Origin of the sequence: Caulobacter sp. AP07 (assembly GCF_000281955.1) — a bacterium.
Classification (GTDB): Bacteria; Pseudomonadota; Alphaproteobacteria; order Caulobacterales; family Caulobacteraceae; genus Caulobacter.
The window spans coordinates 1-22378 of record NZ_AKKF01000173.1 but is presented as its reverse complement, the minus strand read 5'-3'; the positions used below and the strand labels follow the sequence as shown (position 1 = coordinate 22378).

Sequence of the window (22378 nt, the reverse complement as noted above, 5' to 3'; positions counted from 1 at the left end):
CATGCGCTGCGATCGGGTGTGGAGCAAGGCCCGCCTGGCGACTCTCGCCGTTGATCGTCCGGGCCTGGGCGTGGTCGAGGACGGCGTGGTCGCCGCGCTGGACGGCCGAATCCTCTATGCCGGCCCCGCCGCCGACGCGCCCGCCTTCGAGGCCGGCGAGACCGTCGACTGCGAAGGCCGCTGGATCACCCCGGGCCTGATCGACCCCCACACCCACCTGGTCCATGGCGGCGACCGCGCCCACGAATTCGAGCTGCGGCTGGCCGGCGCCTCGTATGAAGAGATCGCCCGGGCCGGCGGCGGCATCGTCTCGACCATGAAGGCCACCCGCGCCGCCTCGCAAGACCAGCTGGTGGCCAGCGCCCTGCCCCGCCTCGACGCCCTGATCGCCGAGGGCCTGACGACGATCGAGGTCAAGTCCGGCTATGGTCTGTCGCTGGACGACGAACTGAAGAGCCTGCGCGCCGCCCGCGCCCTGGGTCAGGCCCGCCAGGTGTCGGTGACCGCCACCTTCCTCGGAGCCCACGCCCTGCCGCCGGAATATGCCGGCGACGCCGACGGCTATATCGACCACGTCTGTTACCAGATGATCCCCGCCGTCGCCGCCGAGGGCCTGGCCGACGCGGTCGACGCCTTCTGCGAGGGCATCGGCTTTTCCGCCGCCCAGACCCGGCGGGTGTTCGAGGCGGCCCGCGAGCACGGCCTGCCGGTCAAGCTGCACGCCGAGCAGCTGTCGAACCTGCACGGCGCCGCCCTGGCCGCCGAGTTCGGGGCGCTGTCGGCCGACCACCTGGAGCATCTGGACGCCGCCGGGATCGCCGCCATGGCCCAGGCCGGCACGACGGCGGTGCTGCTGCCCGGGGCCTTCTATTTCGTGCGCGAGACCAAGCTACCGCCGATCCAGGCCCTGCGCGCCGCCGGCGTGCCGCTCGCCCTCGCCACCGACTGCAACCCGGGCACCTCGCCGCTGACCAGCCTGCTGCTGACCCTGAACATGGCCGCCACCCTGTTCCGGATGACCGTCGACGAGTGCCTGGCCGGCGTCACGCGCGAGGCCGCGCGGGCCATCGGGCGGCTCGACGAGGTCGGCACGCTGGAAGCCGGCAAGGCCTGCGATCTCGCCATCTGGGACATCGAGCGTCCCGCGCAACTTGTCTACCGCATGGGCTTCAACCCGCTCCATGCGCGTGTGTGGAAAGGTCTCTCGTGACTGAAGTCGTTCTGAACCCCGGCGAGGTTTCCCTCGCCGAATGGAAAGCCGTCTACCGGGGCGCCGCCGCCCGGCTGCATCCCAGCGCGGCTCCGGTGATCGCCGAGAGCGCCGCCGCCGTCGCCCGCATCCTGGCGCATGGCCAGCCGGTCTACGGCATCAACACCGGCTTCGGGAAACTGGCCAGCGTGCGCATCGGCGACGCCGACCTGGAGACCTTGCAGCGCAACATCGTGCTGTCCCACGCCGCCGGCACGGGCGCGCCGTCGCCGTTTGCGGTGATCCGGCTGATGATGGCCCTGAAGCTGGCCAGCCTGGCCCAGGGCGCCTCGGGCGTGCGACCGGCGACCACCGACCTGATCGAGGCCATGCTGGTTCATGGCCTGACCCCCGTCGTTCCGTGTCAGGGCTCGGTCGGCGCCTCGGGCGACCTGGCGCCGCTGGCCCACATGGCCGCGACCATGATCGGGGTCGGCGAGATCTTCGTGGACGGCCGTCGCCTGCCCGCCGCCGACGCGCTCGCACAAGCCGGCCTCGCGCCGCTGGTGCTGGGTCCCAAGGAGGGCCTGGCCCTGCTGAACGGCACCCAGTTCTCGACCGCCAACGCCCTGGCCGCCCTGTTCGACGCCGAGCGCCTGTTCCAGTCGGCCCTGGTCACCGGCGCCCTGGCGACCGAGGCGGCCAAGGGTTCGGACACCCCGTTCGACCCGCGCATCCACGGGCTGCGCCGTCAGCCCGGCCAGATCGAGACCGCCGCCGCCCTGCGCGCCCTGATGGCCGGCTCGGCGATCCGCGACTCGCACCGCGAGGGCGACACCCGCGTGCAGGACCCCTACTGCCTGCGCTGCCAGCCGCAGGTGATGGGCGCGGCCCTCGACATCCTGCGCCAGGCGGCGGTCACCCTAGCCACCGAGGCCAACGGCGTGTCGGACAACCCGCTGATCTTCCCCGACACCGACGAGGCCCTGTCGGGCGGCAATTTCCACGCCGAGCCGGTGGCCTTCGCCGCCGACATCATCGCCCTGGCCATCTGCGAGATCGGCTCGATCGCCGAGCGCCGCATCGCCATGCTGGTCGACCCGGCCTGCTCGGGCCTGCCGGCCTTCCTGACCCCCAAGCCCGGCCTCAACTCCGGCTTCATGATCCCGCAGGTCACCGCCGCCGCCCTGGTGTCGGAGAACAAGCAGAAGGCCTATCCGGCCAGCGTCGACTCCATCCCGACCTCGGCCAACCAGGAAGACCACGTGTCGATGGCGGCCCACGGCGCCCGGCGCCTGCTGGCCATGGTCGAGGCCGCCGAGGCGGTGATCGGCATCGAGCTGCTGGCCGCCGTCCAGGGCTGCGACTTCCACGCGCCGCTGACCTCGAGCCCGGCCCTGGAGGACGTGCGCCGCATCCTGCGGGCCCAGGTGCCGCATCTGTCGGACGACCGCCACTTCCACCCGGACATGGAGGCCGCCAACGCCCTGATCCGCTCGGGCGCGGTCGTGGTCGCGGCGTCGGCGGTCGAACTGCCGGGGATCGAGGCGTGAGCGGCGACTGGCTCACCGTCACCCGCGGCGACGCCCCCCTGGTCGTCAGCATCCCCCACGCCGGGACGCTGATCCCCGCCGAGCTCGAACCCCGCCTCGTCTCGCCCTGGCTGGCCCGCAAGGACGCCGACTGGTGGATGGAGCGGCTCTACGACTTCGCCGGCGAGCTGGGCGCGACCGTGGTGCGCACCGGCGTGTCGCGCACGGTGATCGACGTCAACCGCGACCCGTCGGGCGCCTCGCTCTATCCGGGCCAGGCGACGACGGGCCTGTGCCCCACCGACACCTTCGACGGCGAGCCGCTGTACCTGGCCGGCCAGGAACCGAACGAGGCCGAGATCGCGACCCGGCGCGCGCGGTTCTTCGATCCCTATCACGGCGCCCTGCGCGACGAGCTCGACCGGCTGCGCGGCCTCCACGGCAAGGTGGTGCTGTACGACGCCCACTCGATCCGTTCGCGGGCCCCGCGCCTGTTCGACGGCGAGCTGCCGCAGTTCAATGTCGGAACCAACAGCGGCGGGTCGTGCGCGCCCGCCCTGACCGCCGCCGTCGAGGCCGCCTGCGACGCCACCGGCCTGCCGCGCGTCACCAACGGTCGCTTCAAGGGCGGCTGGATCACCCGCCACTACGGCCAGCCGGAACACGGCGTCCACGCCGTCCAGATGGAGCTGGCCTGCCGCGGCTACATCGACGAGCCCCCGGCCCTGACGCTCGAGACCTGGCCCACGCCCTACCACCCGCCCCGCGCCGCGCCGCTGCGCGCCGCCCTCACCGACGTGCTGAAGGCCTGCCTGGCCTTCGCCCAAGCCTGAGACCTGCCCATGACCCGCCTCGACAACACCCGCGTCATCCGCCCCGCCACAGGCACCGAGCTCACCGCCAAGAGCTGGCTGACCGAGGCCCCGCTGCGGATGCTGATGAACAACCTGCACCCCGACGTCGCCGAGCGGCCCGAGGAGCTGGTGGTCTATGGCGGCATCGGCCGCGCCGCCCGCGACTGGGAAAGCTACGACAAGATCGTCGAGACCCTGCGTCGTCTGGAAGACGACCAGACGCTCCTGGTTCAATCTGGCAAGCCGGTGGGCGTGTTCCGCACCCATCCCGACGCGCCGCGCGTACTGATCGCCAACTCCAACCTGGTGCCGCGCTGGGCGACCTGGGAGCATTTCAACGAACTGGATCGCAAGGGCCTGGCCATGTACGGCCAGATGACCGCCGGCTCGTGGATCTATATCGGCGCCCAGGGCATCGTGCAGGGCACCTACGAAACCTTCGTCGAGATGGGCCGCCAGCACCATGGCGGCGACCTGGCGGGCAAGTGGCTGCTGACCGCCGGCCTGGGCGGCATGGGCGGGGCCCAGCCGCTGGCGGCGGTGATGGCCGGGGCCTCGTGCCTGGCCATCGAGTGCCAGCCGTCGCGCATCGAGATGCGCCTGCGCACCGGCTATCTGGACAAGGCCACTGAGAGCCTGGACGAGGCCCTGGCCTGGATCGCCGAGGCCAACGCGGCCAAGACCCCGGTCTCGATCGGCCTGCTGGGCAACGCCGCCGAGCTGCTGCCGGCCATGTTCGCGGCCGGCGTCCGTCCCGACCTGCTGACCGACCAGACCAGCGCCCATGACCCGATCAACGGCTACCTGCCGGCCGGCTGGACCCTGGACCAGTGGGCCACCGCCAAGGAGCGCGAGCCGGAAACGGTGAACCGCGCCGCCCGCGCCTCCATGGCCGTGCACGTCCAGGCCATGCTCGACTTCCAGGCGGCCGGCGTGCCCACGGTCGACTACGGCAACAACATCCGCCAGATGGCGCTGGAAGAGGGCGTCAAGAACGCCTTCGACTTCCCCGGCTTCGTGCCGGCCTATATCCGGCCGCTGTTCTGCCGGGGGATCGGGCCGTTCCGCTGGGCGGCGCTGTCGGGCGATCCGGAGGACATCCGCAAGACCGACGCCAAGGTCAAGGAACTGATCCCCGACAACCCGCACCTGCACCACTGGCTCGACATGGCCGCCGAGAAGATCAAGTTCCAAGGCCTGCCGGCCCGCATCTGCTGGGTCGGGCTGGGCGACCGCCACCGCCTGGGCCTGGCCTTCAACGAAATGGTCGCCTCGGGCGAGCTGAAGGCCCCGGTGGTCATCGGCCGCGACCACCTGGACAGCGGCTCGGTCGCCTCGCCCAACCGCGAGACCGAGGGCATGATCGACGGCTCGGATGCGGTGTCGGACTGGCCGCTGCTCAACGCCCTGCTCAATACGGCGTCCGGCGCCACCTGGGTGTCGCTGCACCACGGCGGCGGGGTGGGCATGGGCTTCTCGCAGCATGCCGGCATGGTCATCGTCGCCGACGGCACCGAGGCCGCCGCCAAGCGGCTGGCGCGGGTGCTGTGGAACGACCCGGCCACCGGCGTCATGCGTCACGCCGACGCGGGCTACGACATCGCCAGGGACTGCGCCCGCGAGCATGGGCTGGACCTGCCGGGTATCCTGTAATGCGCCTGCTGCGCGCCGCCGACCGGATCGCCACGCCGTGGAAGAACGGCGGCGGCGTCACCCGCGAGGTCGCCGCCTTTCCGCCCGGCGCGGGGATGGACGACTTCGGCTGGCGGATCAGCCTGGCCGACGTCGCCGCCGACGGGCCGTTCTCGGCCTTTTCGGGCGTCGACCGGGTGCTGACGGTGATCGCGGGGGCGGGCCTGGTGCTGGACGTCGAGGGCGAGGCGGTCACGCTCGACGCCGCCGCCCCGCCCCTGGCCTTCGCCGGCGAGGCCAAGGTCGCGGCGCGCCTGACCGGCGGGCCGATCCGCGACCTCAACCTGATGGTCCGGCGCGGCGGCTGGCGGGCTCAGGCGCGGCGGATGACCGTGGCGGGCGCGGCGAAGGTGGCGACCCGGGCGGACCTGACCCTGGTGCTGGCGCTCGACGCCCTGCGCGTCACGGGACCGGACGGCGCCCTCGACCTGGGGCCGCTGGACGCCGTCATGCTGGACGACCAAGGCGCCCGTTTAAGTTTAGAGGGTCACGGCAGAACCTTGATCGCTGAAATAGATGTCGACCTGGCGCACCATCTAAAGTAAATCCCGCCAATCCCCACCAACACAGATCCAACCAAACGCGACCTACCGTCGCACTGGCTTCGCCACGTCTTCGCCTTATCTGGTCGTTAGTCGGGCCAAGGTTCGACTTCCCGAAACGATCCAGGACGAATTGATGCAAGCATCGGCCGCGAAGAAACTCGCCCCCCTGGCGCGCGGCGCCCTGGGGCTGGCCCTGGTCTTTGCACCGATGGTCGTGGCGGCGATGGAGAACCCGAACGCGGCGCGCGGCGGCACGCCCGTGGTGCGGCGCCTGCTGGCCGAGATGGCCGCCAAGCCCCAGCGCCCGGTCCGCAAGGAACTGGTCTGGAGCGGCGCCGACATCGACGGCGACGGCTCGCCGGACTTCGCCAACCCCACCGGCGCCGCCCCGCGCGGCCACGACGCGTTCGGCGACGGCGAGTTCGGGGCCCGCCGCGACGGCGGCGCCCGCGAGCACGAGGGCGTCGACTACACGGCGACGGCCGGCCAGGCGGTGAAGGCCCCGATCTCGGGCTATGTCACCAAGATCGGCTACGCCTATGCCGGGTCCAGCGACCTGAAGTTCGTCGAGATCACCAACCCGGCCCTCGGCTACGTCGCCCGCGCCTTCTACGTGACCCCCGACGTCGAGGTCGGCCAGACCGTCCGCCTGGGCCAGAGCATCGGCAGCGTCGAGAGCCTGCAGCGGCACTATCCCGGCATCACCGACCATGTGCATCTGGAGGTGATGGAGCCGGGTGGCGAGCGGGTGAACGCCGCGGCGCTGATCGTGCGCAAGCTGATCGCACAGGCCTGAAGTTCGCGACCAGCGATAGAACCACGTTCGAAGAACATTGCTCGCAATTCACTTGAGTCCCGACCTCGCCTCGTGAAGGTCACGCTGGCGCACGGGGCGCGAGGCGGGCCGGCATGACATCGAATTTCAAGATCACGACAGCCCTGGCCGCGGTTCTGGCCATTGCCGCTTCCGGCCAGGTCTGGTCGCGCGCGCCGGCGGACGCGACACTCTCCGACCTGCTGAAGAAACAGACGCAGGCCTTCTCCGAGGCGGGCCAGGCCGGCGATGCGGCGACCCTCGACAAGTACCTGGACCCCGACGTGGTCTTCATGAACGAGACCGGCGAGATCGTCACCAAGAAGGACCTCGTCGGTGGCGCCGCGCCGCCCGCCCAAGGGTCGGGCGAGCGCAAGATCGAGGTCACCGAGTGGACCCTGACCCGCCAAGGTGACGGCCAGACGGCGACGGCCACCTTCGTCGATGTGCTGACCCAGACCTTCCACGGCCAGACGCTGGTCTACAAATTTCGCTCGACCGAAGTCTGGGCCAAGCGGTCGGACGGTTGGAAGATGATCGCCAGCCAGACCATGAACGTCCTCAAGGACCCGCCCGCCGCCACGCTTTCGGCCGCAGATCTGGACGCCTATGCCGGCGTCTACCAGCTCGATCCGGACTATAGGGTCACCCTGGCCAGGGTCGCCGATGGCCTGACCGCCTCGGCGAATGGTGGGCCGGCCACGGCCATCAAGGCCGAGCTGCGCGACGTGCTGTTCATCCCAGGTCATCCGAACATTCGCCGCATCATGCAGCGCGACGCCTCGGGCAAGGTCATCGGCTATGTCAGCCGTCGCGATGGGACCGATACGGTGCTGAAGAAGATCGGCTGATCCGCCCCGGGAGTTGGGGACACGCGCATGCGCGCGTCCCCAATAAAATATCCCGATCGCGAGCCTACTTCCGCGTCACCACCACCGGCCGGCCGCTGTACTCCACGGTCTCGTCGACCGCATCGAAGTCGACCGGCCGCGCGCCGCCGCCGATGAAGCGGACCTTGATCACCCGCGTGTCGAGCATGCCCTTGAAGCCGCCCGAGCGGGCGCCGATGGTCAGGCGGCCGGTGGCGTTGTCGAAGCTCATCGGGATGCGGCTCCAGGCGCCGCGCTCGTAGCCATTGCTCAGGCCGTCGTCCTCGTAGAGCTCGAACTTGCCGTCGGCGCCGGCATAGACCACCACGGTCAGCGGCGCGTCGGGCTTTTCGCCGACATACTGCTGGACCACCGTGGTCGGCACGATCGAGCCGGCCCGCACGAACAGCGGCATGCGGTTCAGCGGCGCGTCGGCCTTGATCGTCTGGCCGCCCTTGAAGGCCTTGCCGCTCTCGAAGTCGTACCAGGACGCGCCGGCCGGCAGGTAGACGTCGCGCGAGCGGGCCTTGAACCGGGTCACCGGGGCGACCAGGAACGCCTTGCCGAACAGGTACTCGTCGTTGACCTCGCGCGCGGTCCTGTCGGCCGGGAAGTCCATCACCAGGCCGCGCATCATGCTGCCGTCGCGGTGATAACTATCCGCTGCCAGCGTGTAGACATAGGGCATCAGCCGGTAGCGGAGCTCGTCGTACCAGGCTAGGCTCTTGTAGACGTCGGTCCCCGCGTCGGCGAGGTTGTAGATCTCGCGGTACGGGAATTCGCCGTGGCTGCGGAACAGCGGGCTGAAGGCCCCGAACTGGAACCAGCGCAGGTTCAGCTCCTGCCACTCGGCCCAGTGGACCGGGTCCTTGTTGGTGTAGCGATCCTCGACCGAGAAGCCGCCGATGTCGGTGGTCCAGTTGGGCACGCCCGACATCGACAGGTTCACGCCGGCCGAGATCTGGTCCTTCAGATCGTCCCAGCGCGCGACCACGTCGCCGCTCCACAGGGCGACGCCGTTGCGCTGGATGCCGCCAAAACCCGAGCGCGACAGGATGAAGCTGCGCTTGTCGGGGTTCAGTTCGCGCTCGCCCTCGAACACGCCCTGGGTGTGGATCAGCGGATAGGAATTATAGAACTCAGCGCCCGGTCCGATCGCCGTGGGGCCCATGCGCAGGGTGCGCTCGGGGATATCGAGGTTGGAGTGCATGTCCGGCTCGTCGCTGTCCATCCACCAGGCGTCGACGCCGAAGCCCTTCAGGCTGTCCTTGACCTGGCGCCAGTAGATGTCGCGCGCCGCCTTGGAATAGGGATCATAGAACGAGTTCAGATAGCCCGGGCCGACCCAGTCCAGCGCGCCCTGTTCGATGTTGCGCTTGTACATGAAGCCCTTGGCGTCGAGCTCCTTGAAGTGATCCGTGGTCGGATAGAACTTCGGCCAGATCGAGATCATGAAGTGGCCGTTCATCCCGTGGATGTCGTCCAGCATCTTCTTGGGGTCGGCGAAGCGGGTCTCGTCGAACTTGTGGCTGCCCCAGGCGTCGTCCTTCCAGTAGCGCCAGTCCATGACCACGTTGTCGATCGGCAGCTTGCGGTCGCGGTATTCCTTGAGCACTCCGACGATCTGGTCCTGGGTCTCGTAGCGCTGACGGCTCTGCCAGAAGCCGTAGGCCCAGCGCGGCAGGGCCACGGCCTTGCCGGTCAGTTCGCGATAGCCGCCGACCACCTGGTCCAGGTCGCCGCCGGCCACGAAATAGTAGTCGACCGCGTGGGCGACGTCGGAGGTCATGGTCAGCGACTTCTGGTCGGCCGCCGGCATCGGATTGTTGTGCAGCAGGCCGATATAGCCGTCGTTGGGATCCCACTCGACGCGGATCTTGTGGCGGGTCCCGGCCTTCATCGGGGCGGTGAAGTTGTGGAACCATGGGTTCCAGTTCTGCCGCCAACGATCGATCGTCAGCTTTCCGTCGACATAGACCTTGGCGTAGCTGGACGAGTAGAGCTTGAACTTCTGGACGCCGCTGACCGAGGGTTCGACCGAGCCTTCCCAGACCACGGTGGCGCCCTTGACCGGCTTCTTGTCGGGGCCGGTCAGCTCGGCCGGCCAGTTGGGCAGGTCCTTCAGGAAGCGGTAGTCGATGTCCTTCTCGGTCCGGGTCAGCTTCAGCTCGCCCTTGACGTAGTACCTGGCCGTGAAGCCGCCGGCCTGGCCGGCCGCGTCGAAGATCTTCAGGTCGCGCGAGGCGACGTCATAGGGCGTCGGGTCGCCGAACCGGGTGATGCCGTTGTTTTCCCACAGCAGGCCGTAGTTGCGGGTGGACAGCACGAACGGCACGGCGATGTCGCGGTTGTACTGGGCCAGTTCGACGTCCTGGCCGTTGTAGTTCATCTGGCCGTTCTGGTGCTGGCCCAGGCCGTAGAAGGCTTCGTCCGTGCCCGGATTGAATTGCTGGCTGACGCCGTAGAAGGTCTTGCCGTCGATGGTTTCGGCCTTGAACGGGCGTCGGCCGTTTTCGGCCAGGACCAGCTTGCCGGCCACGTCGCGGAAGCTGACCTGGCCGTTGGCCAGCGAGACCTCGGCCGAGGCCTTGCCGGCCTTGACCACGATCTTGCCGGCCGCTTCCTCGACCGTGAACGCGCCGCTCGGCTTGGCCGTGACCATCAGGCTGGGGGGCGTGTCCAGGCTGTCGGTCGGCGTGGCGGTGACGTGGATGATGCGGTCGTTCATCACCTGCAGCCGGACCTTCCTGGCCGGGCCCGAGGCCGGGGTGACGATCACCCCGTCGGCGGTCTTCTCGAACGCCCCGTCCAGGGCGAAGGCGCTGGTCGAGGCCAGCAGGGCCAGGGCGAGGCCGGTCATCAGGCCGGCGGGTTTCGCATGGATGCGCATCGGGTCTGCTCCCCCATCAGTGGGTCTTGTTATCGGCGCCGTTCCGCCTCTCCGGCGAGGGCCGGGAAACGGGTGGGGATGGATGAAAGTTCGGTTCAGTAGGTGGCCAGCTTGACCTTCAGAATCTGCGGCAGGGTCGTCAGGTTCAGGCCGTAGTCGGTCTGGTCGCCGTTCCACAGGCGGTCGAACACCCACTGGCCGTTCTCGAAATGGCCTTCCTCGACCCGGGCCATCATCATCCGCTCGCCCTTGGCCGAGCCGAAGATGACGCGGGCCCGGTAGCCGGTGACCAGGAACTCGTTCGGCGACAGCCGGGCGATCAGGGCGCCGCCGTCGGGGACCTCGCGGTTGGGCTGCTTCTCGGCCTTGCCCATCCACGGCTGGTCGATCGAACCGAACTGCCATTCGCCGTAGGAGACGGTGGCCGTCCAGCGCTCGCCCAGCTTCAGGGTCTCGGCCTTGCGGTCGTCGGCCTCGCCGACGCCCCAGACGTCGCCCTCGTAGGACAGCTTCGCCCATTCGCGGGCCATCGGGGCCAGCAGGCGGTAGTGGACCGCGAAGTTCTCCAGCGCCTGGGCGTCCACCGTCTTGGCGCCGAGCGGGTAGTTGGAATAGCCGGTCTGGTCCAGGCCGAACGGCGAGAAGCCGACGCCGTGATGGCCGAGCACGTCGTAGACGTGGCGGGCATAGCCCTTGTCGCTGCCGATCTCGGGCACGAACAGCGCGTTGTCCGGGCGGCCGTACTGCTCCAGCGTCTTCCGGACACTGACGCTCTCGCGCATGTAGATGTCGGGGGCGATGGCGTCGATCGACGGGGCGGCGGCCTTCCAGACGTCGAGCACGTTCCAGGTCGGGCCGCCCGACGAATAGGTGAACGGGTCCTGCCAGTTGAGGGGGTCGCGCAGGGCGGCGTTGACGTACATCGGCAGCGGCAGTTCGCGCTTGCCGGCGGCGGCGACCTCATTGACGAAACGGCCGATGGACCAGGCGTGGAAATATTCGTCGGCGTCCTTGCCGAACACCTGGCTCCAGGTCCCCGGCTTCTTGCCCATGGCCTTGACCAGCTGCGCCGGCACGGGCCCTTCGAACAGCTTCTGGGCCGTGGGGGAATAGTCGCGGACCGCGCTGTAGGTCCCTGTCTCGTTCTCGGGCTGGACCATGATCACGGTGTGGTCCGGGTCGGCGGCCTTCAGGTGGCGCATCAACTGCACGAAGGCCTTCCTGTCGGCCTCCAGCGTGGCCGGGAAGTGCGGCGACAGCGAGTTCTTGACCTCACCCTTGGCGTTGATCACCCGCGGGAAGCGCTTGTTGTCCAGCTTGACCCATTCGGGGGCGTAGGCCGGGCCGTTGTTCTTCCAGGTCCCGAACCACAGGATCACCAGCTTCACGTCGTTGTCGCGGGCCTGCTTGAGCAGCAGGTCGAGATAGGAAAAGTCGAACTGGCCCTCGACCGGTTCGATCTGCTCCCAGGCGATCGGAACCTCGAGGGTGTTGACGTGCAGGGCCTTGGCGGCGGGCCAGACCTTGGGCATCTGCGACGGATAGTTGCTGGAATTGTTGACCTGCATGCCCAGCATCAGGAACGGCGCGCCGTCGACCAGCAGGGCGTGGCGGCCGTCCTTGGCGACCAGCCGGGGCAGGTCGGCGGCGAGCGCCGGCGCGGGAGCCGCCGTGCCGGCCAGGACGGTGGCGGCCAGCAGCGTCGCGATCAGCGCCAAGGGCCGGACCTGTTCCGGTCGCGCTTTATCCTGGATTCGCAAAGGCCGCCTCCCACTTGGCCGTCGTTCCGGAGGCGCACCTCGTCGCGACGACATCTGTTACCGCTATCATTAGTATAAGTACGATAATTCGCTGGCAAGACGAGAAGGCCAAATCCTCCCGCCCTCCCCGCTAGATCGGATCGGCCTTGCAGTGCCGCGCGATGAACTCGTCGTGCGTCATCAGCCGGTCGGCGATATGCGTGATCTTGTCGCGAATGTTGAACAGCGCGCGCTCGACGTCGGCGATCGGCGGCACGTCGGCCAGGCGGTCATGGTCGCGCGGCACGACGCCCTGCCCCAGGAAGACGGCGATCCAGCTGGGCTCGGCGAACAATTGCTCTTCGTAGCGGGCCACCTTGCCGCGTTCGCGGAACAGCTCGATCTTGTGGGTCAGGCTGTCGGGCAGCGCCATGCGCCGGCAATAGCGCCACAGTTCGGAATCGTCCCGCTCGGTAGCCCGGTAGTGCAGGATGATGAAGTCGCGGATCTGCTCGTATTCGATCTTCGACAGGCGATTGTATTCCTCGACCGTCGCCGGGTCGTGGTTGCGCGTCGGCAGCAGGGCGATCAGGCGCATCACCCCCGTCTGGATCAGGTGGATGCTGGTCGACTCCAGCGGCTCCATGAAGCCGCTGGCCAGGCCCAGGGCCACGACGTTCTTGTTCCAGGCCTGCTTGCGGCGACCGGCCGTGAACCGCAGCAGCCGCGGCTCGGCGCGCGGCGCGCCGTCCAGATTGGCCATCAGGGTGGCGGCCGCCTCGTCGTCGCTGATGAACGGGCTGGAATAGACATAGCCGTTGCCGATGCGGTGCTGCAGCGGGATGCGCCACTGCCAGCCGGCCGTGCGGGCGGTCGCGCGCGTGTAGGGCGTCAGCGGCATGACGCTGTCGCAGGGCACAGCCAGCGCCCGGTCACAGGGCAGCCAGTGGTTCCAATCCTCATAGCCGGTCTTCAGGGTCTGCTCGATCAGCAGCCCGCGGAAGCCCGAGCAGTCCACGAAGAAGTCGCCCTCGATCCGCTTGCCGCCCTCCAGTTCGACCGCCTCGATGAAGCCGTCCGAAGCCCGCTGCTTGACCTCGACGATCTTGCCCTCGGTCCGCTTGACGCCGCGCGTCTCGGCGTACTCGCGCAGGAAGCGGGCGTAGAGGCCGGCGTCGAAGTGATAAGCGTAGGCCAGCGGCGGCACGCCGGGCGGCAGCTCGCGCGGCGCGATGACGAACTTGCCCTTCGCGGCGGCGACCGCCGACATCGAATAGTCGCAGATGCCGCGGGTGTCGCCCTGCTCGCGCAGCCGCCGCCAATAGTGGTGGAAGCCCACGCCCTCGATCGGCACGCCGATGGGGCCGAACGGATGCAGATAGCTGTGGCCCAGCTGTTTCCAGTCGCGGAACTCGATGCCCAGCTTGAAGGTCGCCTGGGTCTTCTTGATGAACTCGATCTCGTCGATGCCCAGCAGGCTGTTGAGGAACTGGATGGGCGGGATGGTGGCCTCGCCGACGCCGACCGTGCCGATCTCGTCGGACTCGACCAGCTCGATCTCGGCGACCCGGCCCTTGAACGCGTGGGCGAGCGCGGCGGCGGCCATCCAGCCGGCGGTGCCCCCGCCGACGATGACGAATTTGAAGGGAGACGGCTCGGTCATGACGCGGATTTTCCGTCGTTGGCTCGCACGCACAGGCTAGCGGCTTCTCCAGCCGGCGCGACGAATAAAAAAGCCCCCGTCCCGACCCGGTTTGGGCCGGGACGGGACGGGGGCCTGTTCAGGGTCTCGCGGACGCGATCCTAGAACGTGCCGCGGAGCACGATCGAGTAGCGGCGGTCGGCGACGACCCAGTTGTGCGCCGTCAGGCCTTCCTCGGGCTTGCCGGGATAGCTGACCAGGATCTTGGTCCGGGTGTTGGTCAGGTTCGCCGCCTGGAAGCCGATCTTCAGCGCGTCGTTGACGGTGTAGAACACCGAACCGTCCAGCTGACCGTAGTCGTCGTACCAGGCCGGGATGTTGATGTTCGCGGCCGTGGTGGTCAGCAGGTAGCGTTCGCGCCAGTTGTAGGCCAGGCGAGCCGAGACCTTGCCCAGGTCGTACAGCGCCGCGACGTTGTAGCTCTTCTTGGACAGGCCCTCGAGCGGCAGCTCGTCGCCATTGGTCCGGATGTTGCCGACCTGGTTGGAGTCGTACGGGTTGGACGCGGCGTTACGCGAGCCCTCGCTGTCGACATAGGTGAAGTTGGCTTGCGCGCCCAGGCCGCGCAGAACACCCGGCAGGAAGTCGTAGTACTGCTGGTAGGCGACTTCGAAGCCTTTGATCTTGCCGTGACCGGCGTTGTACGGCTGGACCACCTGAACGGAGCGGGTCACGCCGTTGTTGGTGAAGTTGAGGCTGGTCGAGCCGTTGGTGACGAAGTTGTAGATGTCCTTGTAGAACGCCGTCGCCGTCACGCTGCCGGTCGAGTTGAAGTACCACTCGTACGACAGGTCGAACTGGGTCGAACGGGTCGGTTTCAGGTCCGGGTTACCGGCATTGGCCGTGTACTGGTAGACGCAGTTGGCCTGGGAGCCGCCCGGGATGGTGTTCGAGCAGGCGCCGCCGGTGATGAAGCCGTTGGTGGCCGTGATCGAGTAGTTCGGCTGAAGTTGCTGGAAGTCCGGACGGACAATGGCCTTGGCCGCCGCGAAGCGGATGAACATGTCCGGCGTGATCTTCAGGCGCACGTTCAGGCTGGGCAGGATGTTCACATAGTCGCGACCGCCCTTGTAGGGGCTCTTGGCGCCGTTCGAGAACGCCTGGTCGGCGGCCGGGATGGCGGGGCTGCTGGTGTTCGGCGTGAACACCTGCAGGCCCAGGCTCTGGCTTTCGGTCTTGACGACGCGAAGGCCGAGGTTGCCGTCGATCTCGCGCTGGTCACCCCACAGCGAGATGTCATGGCCAAACCGCAGCATGCCGTAGGCCGCCAGGGTTTCTTCCTTCTGGTGGTTGGTGCTGCCCTTGCCGCCGAACTGCGTCTGGTCTTCGAAGTCGCCGTTGAACGGACGCCAGCTGCCGCCGTTCGCCTGGGCGATCCTGGAGAGCACGAGCGACGTCTCGCCGTAGTTGTTCACGAAGGCCGCGCTCGGCATGACGAAGGTCGCGGGCAGGTGCGCCTTGCCGCGGAAGTAGTTGTCGAACTCGTAGAGGCCGTAATAGCCCTGGTAGCCGGCGATCTGGTCGATCGACGGGGCCGACCAGCTCGGCGCGACCGTGTCCCAGCGATAGGAGGTTTCGCGGGTCGTGGCCTGGCGGAAGGTGTGGCGGACGCCGAAGCGGAACGACTTCAGCCAGCCGCCGTCGTCGAAGCTGTAGTCGCCGTCGAAACGTTCGGCCCACTGGGCCGCTTCGTTGCGGTCATGGTGGTCCATCGCCGCGATCAGATAGTAGTTGGCGGGGTTGGACGTGAAGGCCGTGTTGTTGTTCATCGTGATCACCGGCAGGCTGCCGGTGAGGTCCAGGCTGGCCGGCGCGGCGTCGGCGCCCAGCGCGTTGAACGCAGTGTTATCGACCGTCTTGGTCTTGGCGTAGACGTACTGGATGTCGCCGCTGAACGCCCACTTGTCGTTGGGCGTGTACTTCACGTTCAGGGCGTAGTCGGAGGTCACCGAGCTGCGATCCGAATACCGGGTGTCGATCGTCGAGGACCCCAGGCTGTCCCTGCTGGTCTGGCTTTGGGCCAGCGTGCCCTTGATGAAGTGACCGTTCGAGTCGTAGGTGAAATCCGTGCCGGTGGCGGGCCAGTTCGTCGAGCCGGGGTTGAAGCCGACCGCATGTTCCGTCGAGGCCTGCGAGGCCGACGAGCGCAGGAACTGCAGGCTGGCGTCCCACTGGTCGTTCGGGCGCCATTGCAGGGCGGCCGCGATGCCCTTGCGTTCGCGCTCGAAGTCCAGGCTGCGATAGCCGAAGCCGCCGGGGACATAGACCGTCTTACCGGGGACCAGGGTGTTGGTGCGGGCGAAGAAGGGGTCGACCGAGATGGTGTCGGTGCGGCTGCTCAGCTTCGAATCCGACAGGTCGATCAGGAAGCCGACCTCGCCGATCTTGGTGTCCCAGCGGTTGCTGTAGAGGACCGAGCCGCTCGGCTCCCACTTCTTGGACAGGTCGCCCCAGCTGGAGTCGGCCGAATAGGCCAGGATCCGCTTGCTGCTGTCGAACGGCAGGCGGGTGCGCAGGTTCACGGTGCCGCCGACGCCGCCTTCGATGATGTCGGCCGAGGGGTTCTTGTAGACGTCCACGCCGGACATCAGTTCGGGCGGCACGTCCTCGAAGCTCAGGGTGCGGCCGGCCTTGGCCGAGAAGCTGTCGCGGCCGTTCAGTTCGCCACGGACCCAGCTGAGGCCGCGGACCTGGACGCCGCTGCCTTCCACCGAGATGCGGTCGGCGTCGCGACCGTCGGCCGTGCGGCCGATGGTGACGCCCGAGACACGCTGCAGGGCTTCGGTGACGCTGCGGTCCGGCAGGGCGCCGATGTCGGTCGCCGTGATCGAGTCGACCAGCTGCTCGGCGTTCTGCTTCAGCTTCTGGGCCGATTGCAGGGCGGCGCGCTGGCCGGTGACCACGACCTCCTCGACCGTATCGGCCTGAGCCGCCGGCGCGGCGGCCTGGGCGAACGCGACGGCGGGCGTGACGCCGCACAGGACGAGCGCGGAGGCGCCCATGAACATGAGATTGCGATGTGAATGATTGCGACGCGGCATTGCGGTTTCCTTCCCCCAGATGAGATCCGTCCCAACGCTCTAAGGGCGCTGGTGACGTGCGCCGCCGGTAGCGGTCACACGATCTGAATGGGACCTTTAGTCATATAAGTGATACTTACAAGCCGAAATTGATAGCGCTATCATTTCGGGCGGAAGGGCGACTTTTGGGCCACAGGCCTTGCGGTAAACCCGCGTACCAGCAGGCAAATCACGCCTTCAGGTCGTTCCTGGCAATGCGTCACAGCGTCCCAGGCGTTTGCAACCATCATTATTATACTATAAATGCCGCGTACCGGACACGAGTAGTCGTCCGTGGCGTCAGGGAAGAACATGGGTCAGGGAAACGGGGGCGGTCGCTTCCGCAGCAGCGGCAGCTACGGCAAGTTGGATCGCGACGGGTTTATCCATCGCAGCTGGATGAAGAGCCAGGGCTTGCCGGACAACGTGTTCGACGGCCGGCCGGTGATCGGAATCTGCAACACCTGGTCGGAAATCACCCCCTGTAACGCGGGTCTTCGCGACATCGCCGAGCACGTGAAGCGCGGCGTCTGGGAGGCCGGCGGCCTGCCGCTGGAGTTCCCGGCCATCTCGCTGGGCGAGACCCAGATGCGCCCCACGGCCATGCTGTTCCGCAACCTCCTGGCGATGGACGTCGAGGAGTCGATTCGCGGCAATCCGATCGACGGCGTGGTGCTGCTGGGCGGGTGCGACAAAACGACGCCGGGCCAGATGATGGGCGCGGCCAGCGTCGACCTGCCGACCATCGTCATCAGCTCGGGCCCGATGCTGAACGGAAAGTTCCGCGGCAAGGACATCGGCTCGGGCACCGACGTCTGGAAGTTCTCCGAGGCCGTCCGGGCCGGCGAGATGACCCTGCCCGACTTCATGTCGGCCGAGAGCGGCATGAGCCGCTCGCCCGGCACCTGCATGACCATGGGCACCGCCTCGACCATGGCCTCGATCGTCGAGGCCATGGGCATGAGCCTGCCCTACAACGCCTCGATCCCCGCCGTGGACGCCCGCCGCAAGGCGATGTCGCACGAGACCGGCCGGACCATCGTGCGCATGGTGCATGACGGCCGGACCATGTCACAGGTCGCCACCCGCGCCGCCTTCGAGAACGCCCTGCGCGTCCACGCGGCGATCGGCGGCTCGACCAACGCCGTGGTCCACCTGCTGGCCCTGGCCGGGCGTCTGGGCGTCGAGCTGACCCTGGAGGACTTCGACAACCTGTCGCGCGACGTGCCGCTGCTGGTCGACCTGCAGCCCTCGGGCCGCTTCCTGATGGAAGACCTGCACTATGCCGGCGGCGTGCCGGCGGTGATGAAGCAGTTGGAACCCTTCCTCGACCCCACCGCCCTGACCGTCACCGGCGCGCCGATCGGGGCCCAGTACGCGCAGGCCGAAGTGTACAACGCCGAGGTCATTCGCACCGTCGAGAACCCGGTGAAACCCGACAGCGGCATCTGGGTGCTGCGCGGCAACCTGGCCCCCGGCGGGGCGGTGATGAAGCCCAGCGCCGCCAGTCCGGAGCTGCTCAGCCACAAGGGCAAGGCCGTGGTGTTCGAGACCATCGAGGACTTCAAGGCCCGCATCGACGATCCCGACCTGGACGTCGACGCCGGCTCGATCCTGGTGCTCAAGGGCTGCGGACCCAAGGGCTATCCGGGCATGCCGGAAGTCGGCAACATGCCCCTGCCGACCAAGCTGCTGGAAAAGGGCGTCAAGGACATGGTCCGCATCAGCGACGCGCGGATGAGCGGCACGGCCTTCGGCACCGTCATCCTGCACGTCTCGCCCGAGGCCGACGCCGGCGGCCCGCTGGCCATCGTCCGCAACGGCGACGAGATCGTGCTGGACGGTCCCAGCCGCTCGCTCAGCCTGCTGATCTCCGACGAGGAGATGGCGACCCGCCTGGCCCACTGGCGTGAGAACCAGCCGCCGCCCAAGGCGACGCGCGGTTACGCCAAGCTCTACATCGACCACGTGCTGCAGGCCGACAAGGGTTGCGACCTCGACTTCCTGGTCGGCTCCAGCGGTTCAGTGGTCACCCGCGAGTCGCATTGATGGACCCGTCCGTCACGATCTTCGGCGACTGGGGCACCTCGCGGCTGCGGCTCTATCTGCGCCAGGGCAAGAGCGTGCTCGACCGCCGCGACGGTCCGGGCATCGGCGCCCTGACCGCCTCGCCGCGCGACACTTTCCTGTCGCTGGTCGGCGACTGGCGCGAGGCGGGGCCGTCGCGGGCCCTGCTGTGCGGCATGGTCGGCTCGCGCAACGGCTGGGTCGAGGCGCCCTACGCCCCCTGCCCGGCCGGCGCGGCCGACATCCGCGAGCGCCTGCTGCACCTGGACGCCGACGGCCTGCCCGTCGCCATCGTCCCGGGCCTGTCGTGCGTCAACGCCCTGGGCGGGCCGGACGTGATGCGCGGCGAGGAGACCCAGATCCTCGGCGCCCTGGCCATGAACCCCGACCTGGCCAAGGGTCGGCGCCTGCTGGCCCTGCCCGGCACCCACACCAAGTGGGTGGTGGTCGAGGACGGGGCGATCACCAGCTTCCTCACCGCCCCGGTCGGCGAGATCTTCGCCCTGCTGCGCGAGCACTCGATCCTGGCCAGGGCCGCACCGGGCGACGGGGCCGAGTCGCCCGACCAGGTGTCCGCCGGTTTCGCCCGGGGCGTCGCCCGGATCGCCGAGAAGGGCCCGGCGGTGCTGCCGCACCTGATTTTCGAGACCCGCAGCCGACAATTGTTGGACGGCCTGTCGAAGGACGAGGCCATGGGCTTCCTGTCGGGCCTGCTGATCGGCGGTGATACCGCTAGCACTTCAAGCTGGTTTGGGAATCTCGGCCAGGTGTCGCTGATCGGCGCCCCAGCCCTCAGCGCCCTCTACGCCCAGGCCATCGCCGCCCATGGCGGTTCCAGCGTCGCCGTGGACGGTGACGCGGCCGTCCTGGCCGGATTGACAACGTTGTCTTCTACCAAGAACAGTGGAGTTCATGTCCTTGCTTAACCCGACCGGCACGAAGACCCCGCCGATCGTCGCGATCCTTCGCGGCGTGAAGCCCGAGGAGATTCTCGACGTCGCCGCCGCCTTGGTCGAGGCCGGAATCCAGGCCATCGAAGTGCCGCTGAACTCGCCCGACCCGCTGGTCAGCATCGGCAAGCTGTGCGCCGCGTTCGGCGACCGGGCGCTGTGCGGCGCGGGCACCGTGCTGTCGCCCCAGGCGGTGGACCAGGTGGTCGGGGTCGGCGGCAAGCTGATCGTCACGCCCAACATCGACATCGAGGTCATCGCCCACGCCGTCGGCCTGGGGCTGACCGTCATGCCGGGCTTCGCCACGCCCAGCGAGGCCTTCGCCGCCGTCAAGGCCGGGGCCCGTTCGCTGAAACTGTTCCCGGCCGGCACGTTCGGCCCCGGCCACATCAAGGCGGTGCGCGACGTGCTGCCCAAGGACGTGTCGGTCTACGCCGTCGGCGGGGTCGGCGCGGCCAATCTGAAGCCGTGGGTCGAGGCCGGCGTCGCCGGCATCGGCGTCGGCGGCGAACTCTATCGCCCAGGCTATTCGGCCCAGGACGTGAGCCAAAGGGCCAAGGCCCTGGTCGCGGCCTGGAATGCTGAAGTTCCGAGCTGAAGCGTCTTACCAATACCAACGAGAATACGGCCCTAAAGGGGGGACCCCTGTGAGAACCATCGATTTCGTCATCCTGGCGATCTACGCCGTCGCCATCTTCGGCCTGGCCCAGTGGGTTTCCCGCGACAAGGGCGGGCACAAGAAGGATTCCACCGACTACTTCCTGGCCGGCAAGGCCCTGCCCTGGTGGGCCATCGGCGCCTCGCTGATCGCCGCCAACATCTCGGCCGAACAGATCATCGGCATGAGCGGCTCGGGCTACGCCCTGGGCCTGGCCATCGCCTCCTACGAGTGGATGGCGGCGCTGACCCTGCTGATCGTCGGCAAGTTCTTCCTGCCGATCTTCCTGAAAAACAACATCTCGACCATGCCGCAGTTCCTGGAGCAGCGGTACGGCCCCAGCGTGCGCACCCTTATGGCGGTGTTCTGGCTGGGCCTGTACGTGTTCGTGAACCTGACCTCGATCCTGTGGCTGGGCTCGATCGCCGTGCACACCGTGACCGGCGTCGACCAGATGACCGCCCTGATCATCATCGGCGTGTTCGCCCTGGCCTATCAGTTGTGGGGCGGCCTGAAGGCCGTGGCCCTGACCGACATCGTCCAGGTGGCCCTGCTGATCACCGGCGGCCTGATCATCGTCTTCCTGTCGCTCAACAAGATCAGCGACGGACACGGCCTGGTGGCCGGCTTCCAGCAGATCCAGGCCAAGTTCCCCGAGCACTTCCACATGATCCTGGACAAGGCCAGCCCCCACTACAAGGAGCTGCCGGGCCTCAGCGTGCTGTTCGGCGGCCTGTGGGTGATGAACGTCTCGTACTGGGGCTTCAACCAGTACATCATCCAGCGCGCCCTCGGCGCCAAGAGCCTGGCGGAGGCCCAGAAGGGCATCGCCTTCGCCGCCTATCTCAAGCTGCTGATGCCGCTGATCGTGGTGGTGCCGGGCCTGGCCGCCCTGATCCTGGCGCCCAACCTGCTCAAGCCCGACCAGGCCTATCCGGAGATGATGAAGCTGCTGCCGCCCGGCCTGCTGGGCCTGGTGTTCGCCGCCCTGGTGGCCGCGATCGTCGCGTCGCTGGCCGCCAAGATCAACTCGATCGCCACCATCTTCACCCTCGACGTCTACGCCAAGGCCCAGAAGGGCTCCTCCGAGCAGCACCTGGTGCTGGTGGGCCGGATCACCGCCGTGACCGCCGTGATCATCGGCATCGTCGCCGCCAAACCGCTGCTGGGCGGCGCCGACCAGGTGTTCCAGCTGATCCAGGAATATACCGGCTTCTTCACCCCGGGCATCGTGGTGATCTTCATGCTGGGCCTGTTCTGGAAGCGCGCCACCACCGCCAGCGCCCTGGTGGCCACGGCCGGCTCGGTGATCCTGTCCCTGGCCCTGAAGTTCGGCATGCCCCACATGCCCTTCATGAACCGCGTGGGCCTGGTCTTCGTGCTGGCCCTGGTCGCGGCCATGCTGGTGTCGCTGATCGCGCCGCAGAAGAAAGAGGTCAACATCGTGTCGCTGGAGGGGGTCAGCTACAAGACCACCAACGTCTTCAACATCGCCAGCGCCGGGGTGGTCCTGATCCTGATCGCCCTCTACGCCGCCTGGTGGTGAGGACTTTCTAGCCGGCCTGAATCCCAAGCCCCGTCACGGTTCGCCGTGGCGGGGCTTTCGTCTTTGACATGATTGTTCCGGGCACAGGCGAAGCACGCTACACAGGACCCGATCCATCTAGACGCGCACTTGGGGGGACAACCAACTTGGCGATCCGAACGCAGCCTGGCCTCAGTCTGACCTATGGTCTCGTGGAGTCGCTGGGCCAGGCGATCGTCACCGGCGACTATGTCGATATTGGCTTCCCGACCGAGGGCGAACTGTCCAAGCAG

At 68.0% G+C, this 22378-nt stretch carries 15 protein-coding genes and 1 pseudogene; 12 read left to right on the top strand and 4 right to left on the bottom strand.

All coding sequences use genetic code 11. The features are described from left to right. Position 1 precedes the first annotated feature (1 nt). From hutI to PMI01_RS15290, 7 genes are all read left to right on the top strand, one after another. Positions 2-1210, top strand: coding sequence for an imidazolonepropionase (hutI, locus tag PMI01_RS15320; protein ID WP_007670549.1), 1209 nt, complete (start codon positions 2-4; stop codon positions 1208-1210). After that, positions 1192-2742: a histidine ammonia-lyase gene (gene hutH, locus PMI01_RS15315; RefSeq protein WP_085954876.1), complete on the top strand. Its 1551-nt coding sequence runs from the start codon at positions 1192-1194 to the stop codon at positions 2740-2742. Before hutI ends, hutH begins: the two co-directional genes overlap by 19 nt. Next, complete coding sequence (hutG, locus tag PMI01_RS15310) at positions 2739-3554, top strand: N-formylglutamate deformylase (protein ID WP_007670545.1); 816 nt, start codon at positions 2739-2741, stop codon at positions 3552-3554. Before hutH ends, hutG begins: the two co-directional genes overlap by 4 nt. Before the next feature lie 9 nt (positions 3555-3563). Then, on the top strand, positions 3564-5228 hold the full coding sequence (gene hutU / locus PMI01_RS15305) for a urocanate hydratase (RefSeq protein WP_007670536.1): 1665 nt from the start codon (positions 3564-3566) through the stop codon (positions 5226-5228). Continuing rightward, positions 5228-5812 carry a HutD/Ves family protein gene (locus PMI01_RS15300; RefSeq protein ID WP_007670534.1) on the top strand — a complete coding sequence of 195 codons (585 nt, stop codon included), beginning with the start codon at positions 5228-5230 and terminating at the stop codon, positions 5810-5812. The genes hutU and PMI01_RS15300 overlap by 1 nt, the downstream gene beginning before the upstream one ends. 133 nt (positions 5813-5945) lie before the next feature. Further along, on the top strand, positions 5946-6608 hold the full coding sequence (locus PMI01_RS15295) for a M23 family metallopeptidase (RefSeq protein WP_007670532.1): 663 nt from the start codon (positions 5946-5948) through the stop codon (positions 6606-6608). Positions 6609-6721: 113 nt separating this feature from the next. Further along, a complete protein-coding gene (locus PMI01_RS15290; RefSeq protein WP_007670530.1) occupies positions 6722-7477 on the top strand; it encodes a nuclear transport factor 2 family protein in 756 nt (251 codons plus the stop codon). Positions 7478-7541: 64 nt separating this feature from the next. On the opposite strand, the gene PMI01_RS15285 is transcribed toward PMI01_RS15290, so the two are convergent. From PMI01_RS15285 to PMI01_RS15270, 4 genes are all read right to left on the bottom strand, one after another. Continuing rightward, positions 7542-10580 (bottom strand): TIM-barrel domain-containing protein, encoded by a 3039-nt coding sequence (locus tag PMI01_RS15285; RefSeq protein WP_035036480.1) that lies wholly within the window; start codon positions 10578-10580, stop codon positions 7542-7544. Beyond that, entirely contained in the window at positions 10481-12145 is a 1665-nt protein-coding gene (locus PMI01_RS15280; RefSeq protein WP_007670520.1) for a GH35 family beta-galactosidase, read from the bottom strand. The genes PMI01_RS15285 and PMI01_RS15280 overlap by 100 nt, the downstream gene beginning before the upstream one ends. 130 nt (positions 12146-12275) lie before the next feature. Continuing rightward, the gene (locus PMI01_RS15275) at positions 12276-13787 is read right to left on the bottom strand and encodes a tryptophan halogenase family protein (protein ID WP_007670517.1); all 1512 of its coding nucleotides are present in this window, start codon (positions 13785-13787) and stop codon (positions 12276-12278) included. A gap of 140 nt (positions 13788-13927) precedes the next feature. Beyond that, positions 13928-16867, bottom strand: coding sequence for a TonB-dependent receptor (locus PMI01_RS15270; RefSeq protein WP_007670515.1), 2940 nt, complete (start codon positions 16865-16867; stop codon positions 13928-13930). Positions 16868-17197: 330 nt separating this feature from the next. On the opposite strand from PMI01_RS15270, the gene PMI01_RS15265 reads away from it, so the two are divergent. The 5 genes and pseudogenes from PMI01_RS15265 to PMI01_RS27175 all read left to right on the top strand — a co-directional run. Then, positions 17198-18934 carry an IlvD/Edd family dehydratase gene (locus PMI01_RS15265; protein ID WP_007670508.1) on the top strand — a complete coding sequence of 579 codons (1737 nt, stop codon included), beginning with the start codon at positions 17198-17200 and terminating at the stop codon, positions 18932-18934. Further along, a complete protein-coding gene (locus tag PMI01_RS15260; protein ID WP_007670506.1) occupies positions 18934-19878 on the top strand; it encodes a 2-dehydro-3-deoxygalactonokinase in 945 nt (314 codons plus the stop codon). Before PMI01_RS15265 ends, PMI01_RS15260 begins: the two co-directional genes overlap by 1 nt. Continuing rightward, positions 19865-20500, top strand: coding sequence for a 2-dehydro-3-deoxy-6-phosphogalactonate aldolase (locus tag PMI01_RS15255; RefSeq protein WP_035036477.1), 636 nt, complete (start codon positions 19865-19867; stop codon positions 20498-20500). The genes PMI01_RS15260 and PMI01_RS15255 overlap by 14 nt, the downstream gene beginning before the upstream one ends. A gap of 49 nt (positions 20501-20549) precedes the next feature. Then, the gene (locus PMI01_RS15250; RefSeq protein WP_007670503.1) at positions 20550-22106 is read left to right on the top strand and encodes a sodium/sugar symporter; all 1557 of its coding nucleotides are present in this window, start codon (positions 20550-20552) and stop codon (positions 22104-22106) included. 152 nt (positions 22107-22258) lie between these two features. Continuing rightward, positions 22259-22378 (top strand): annotated as a pseudogene (locus PMI01_RS27175) (FadR family transcriptional regulator); the annotation flags it as partial.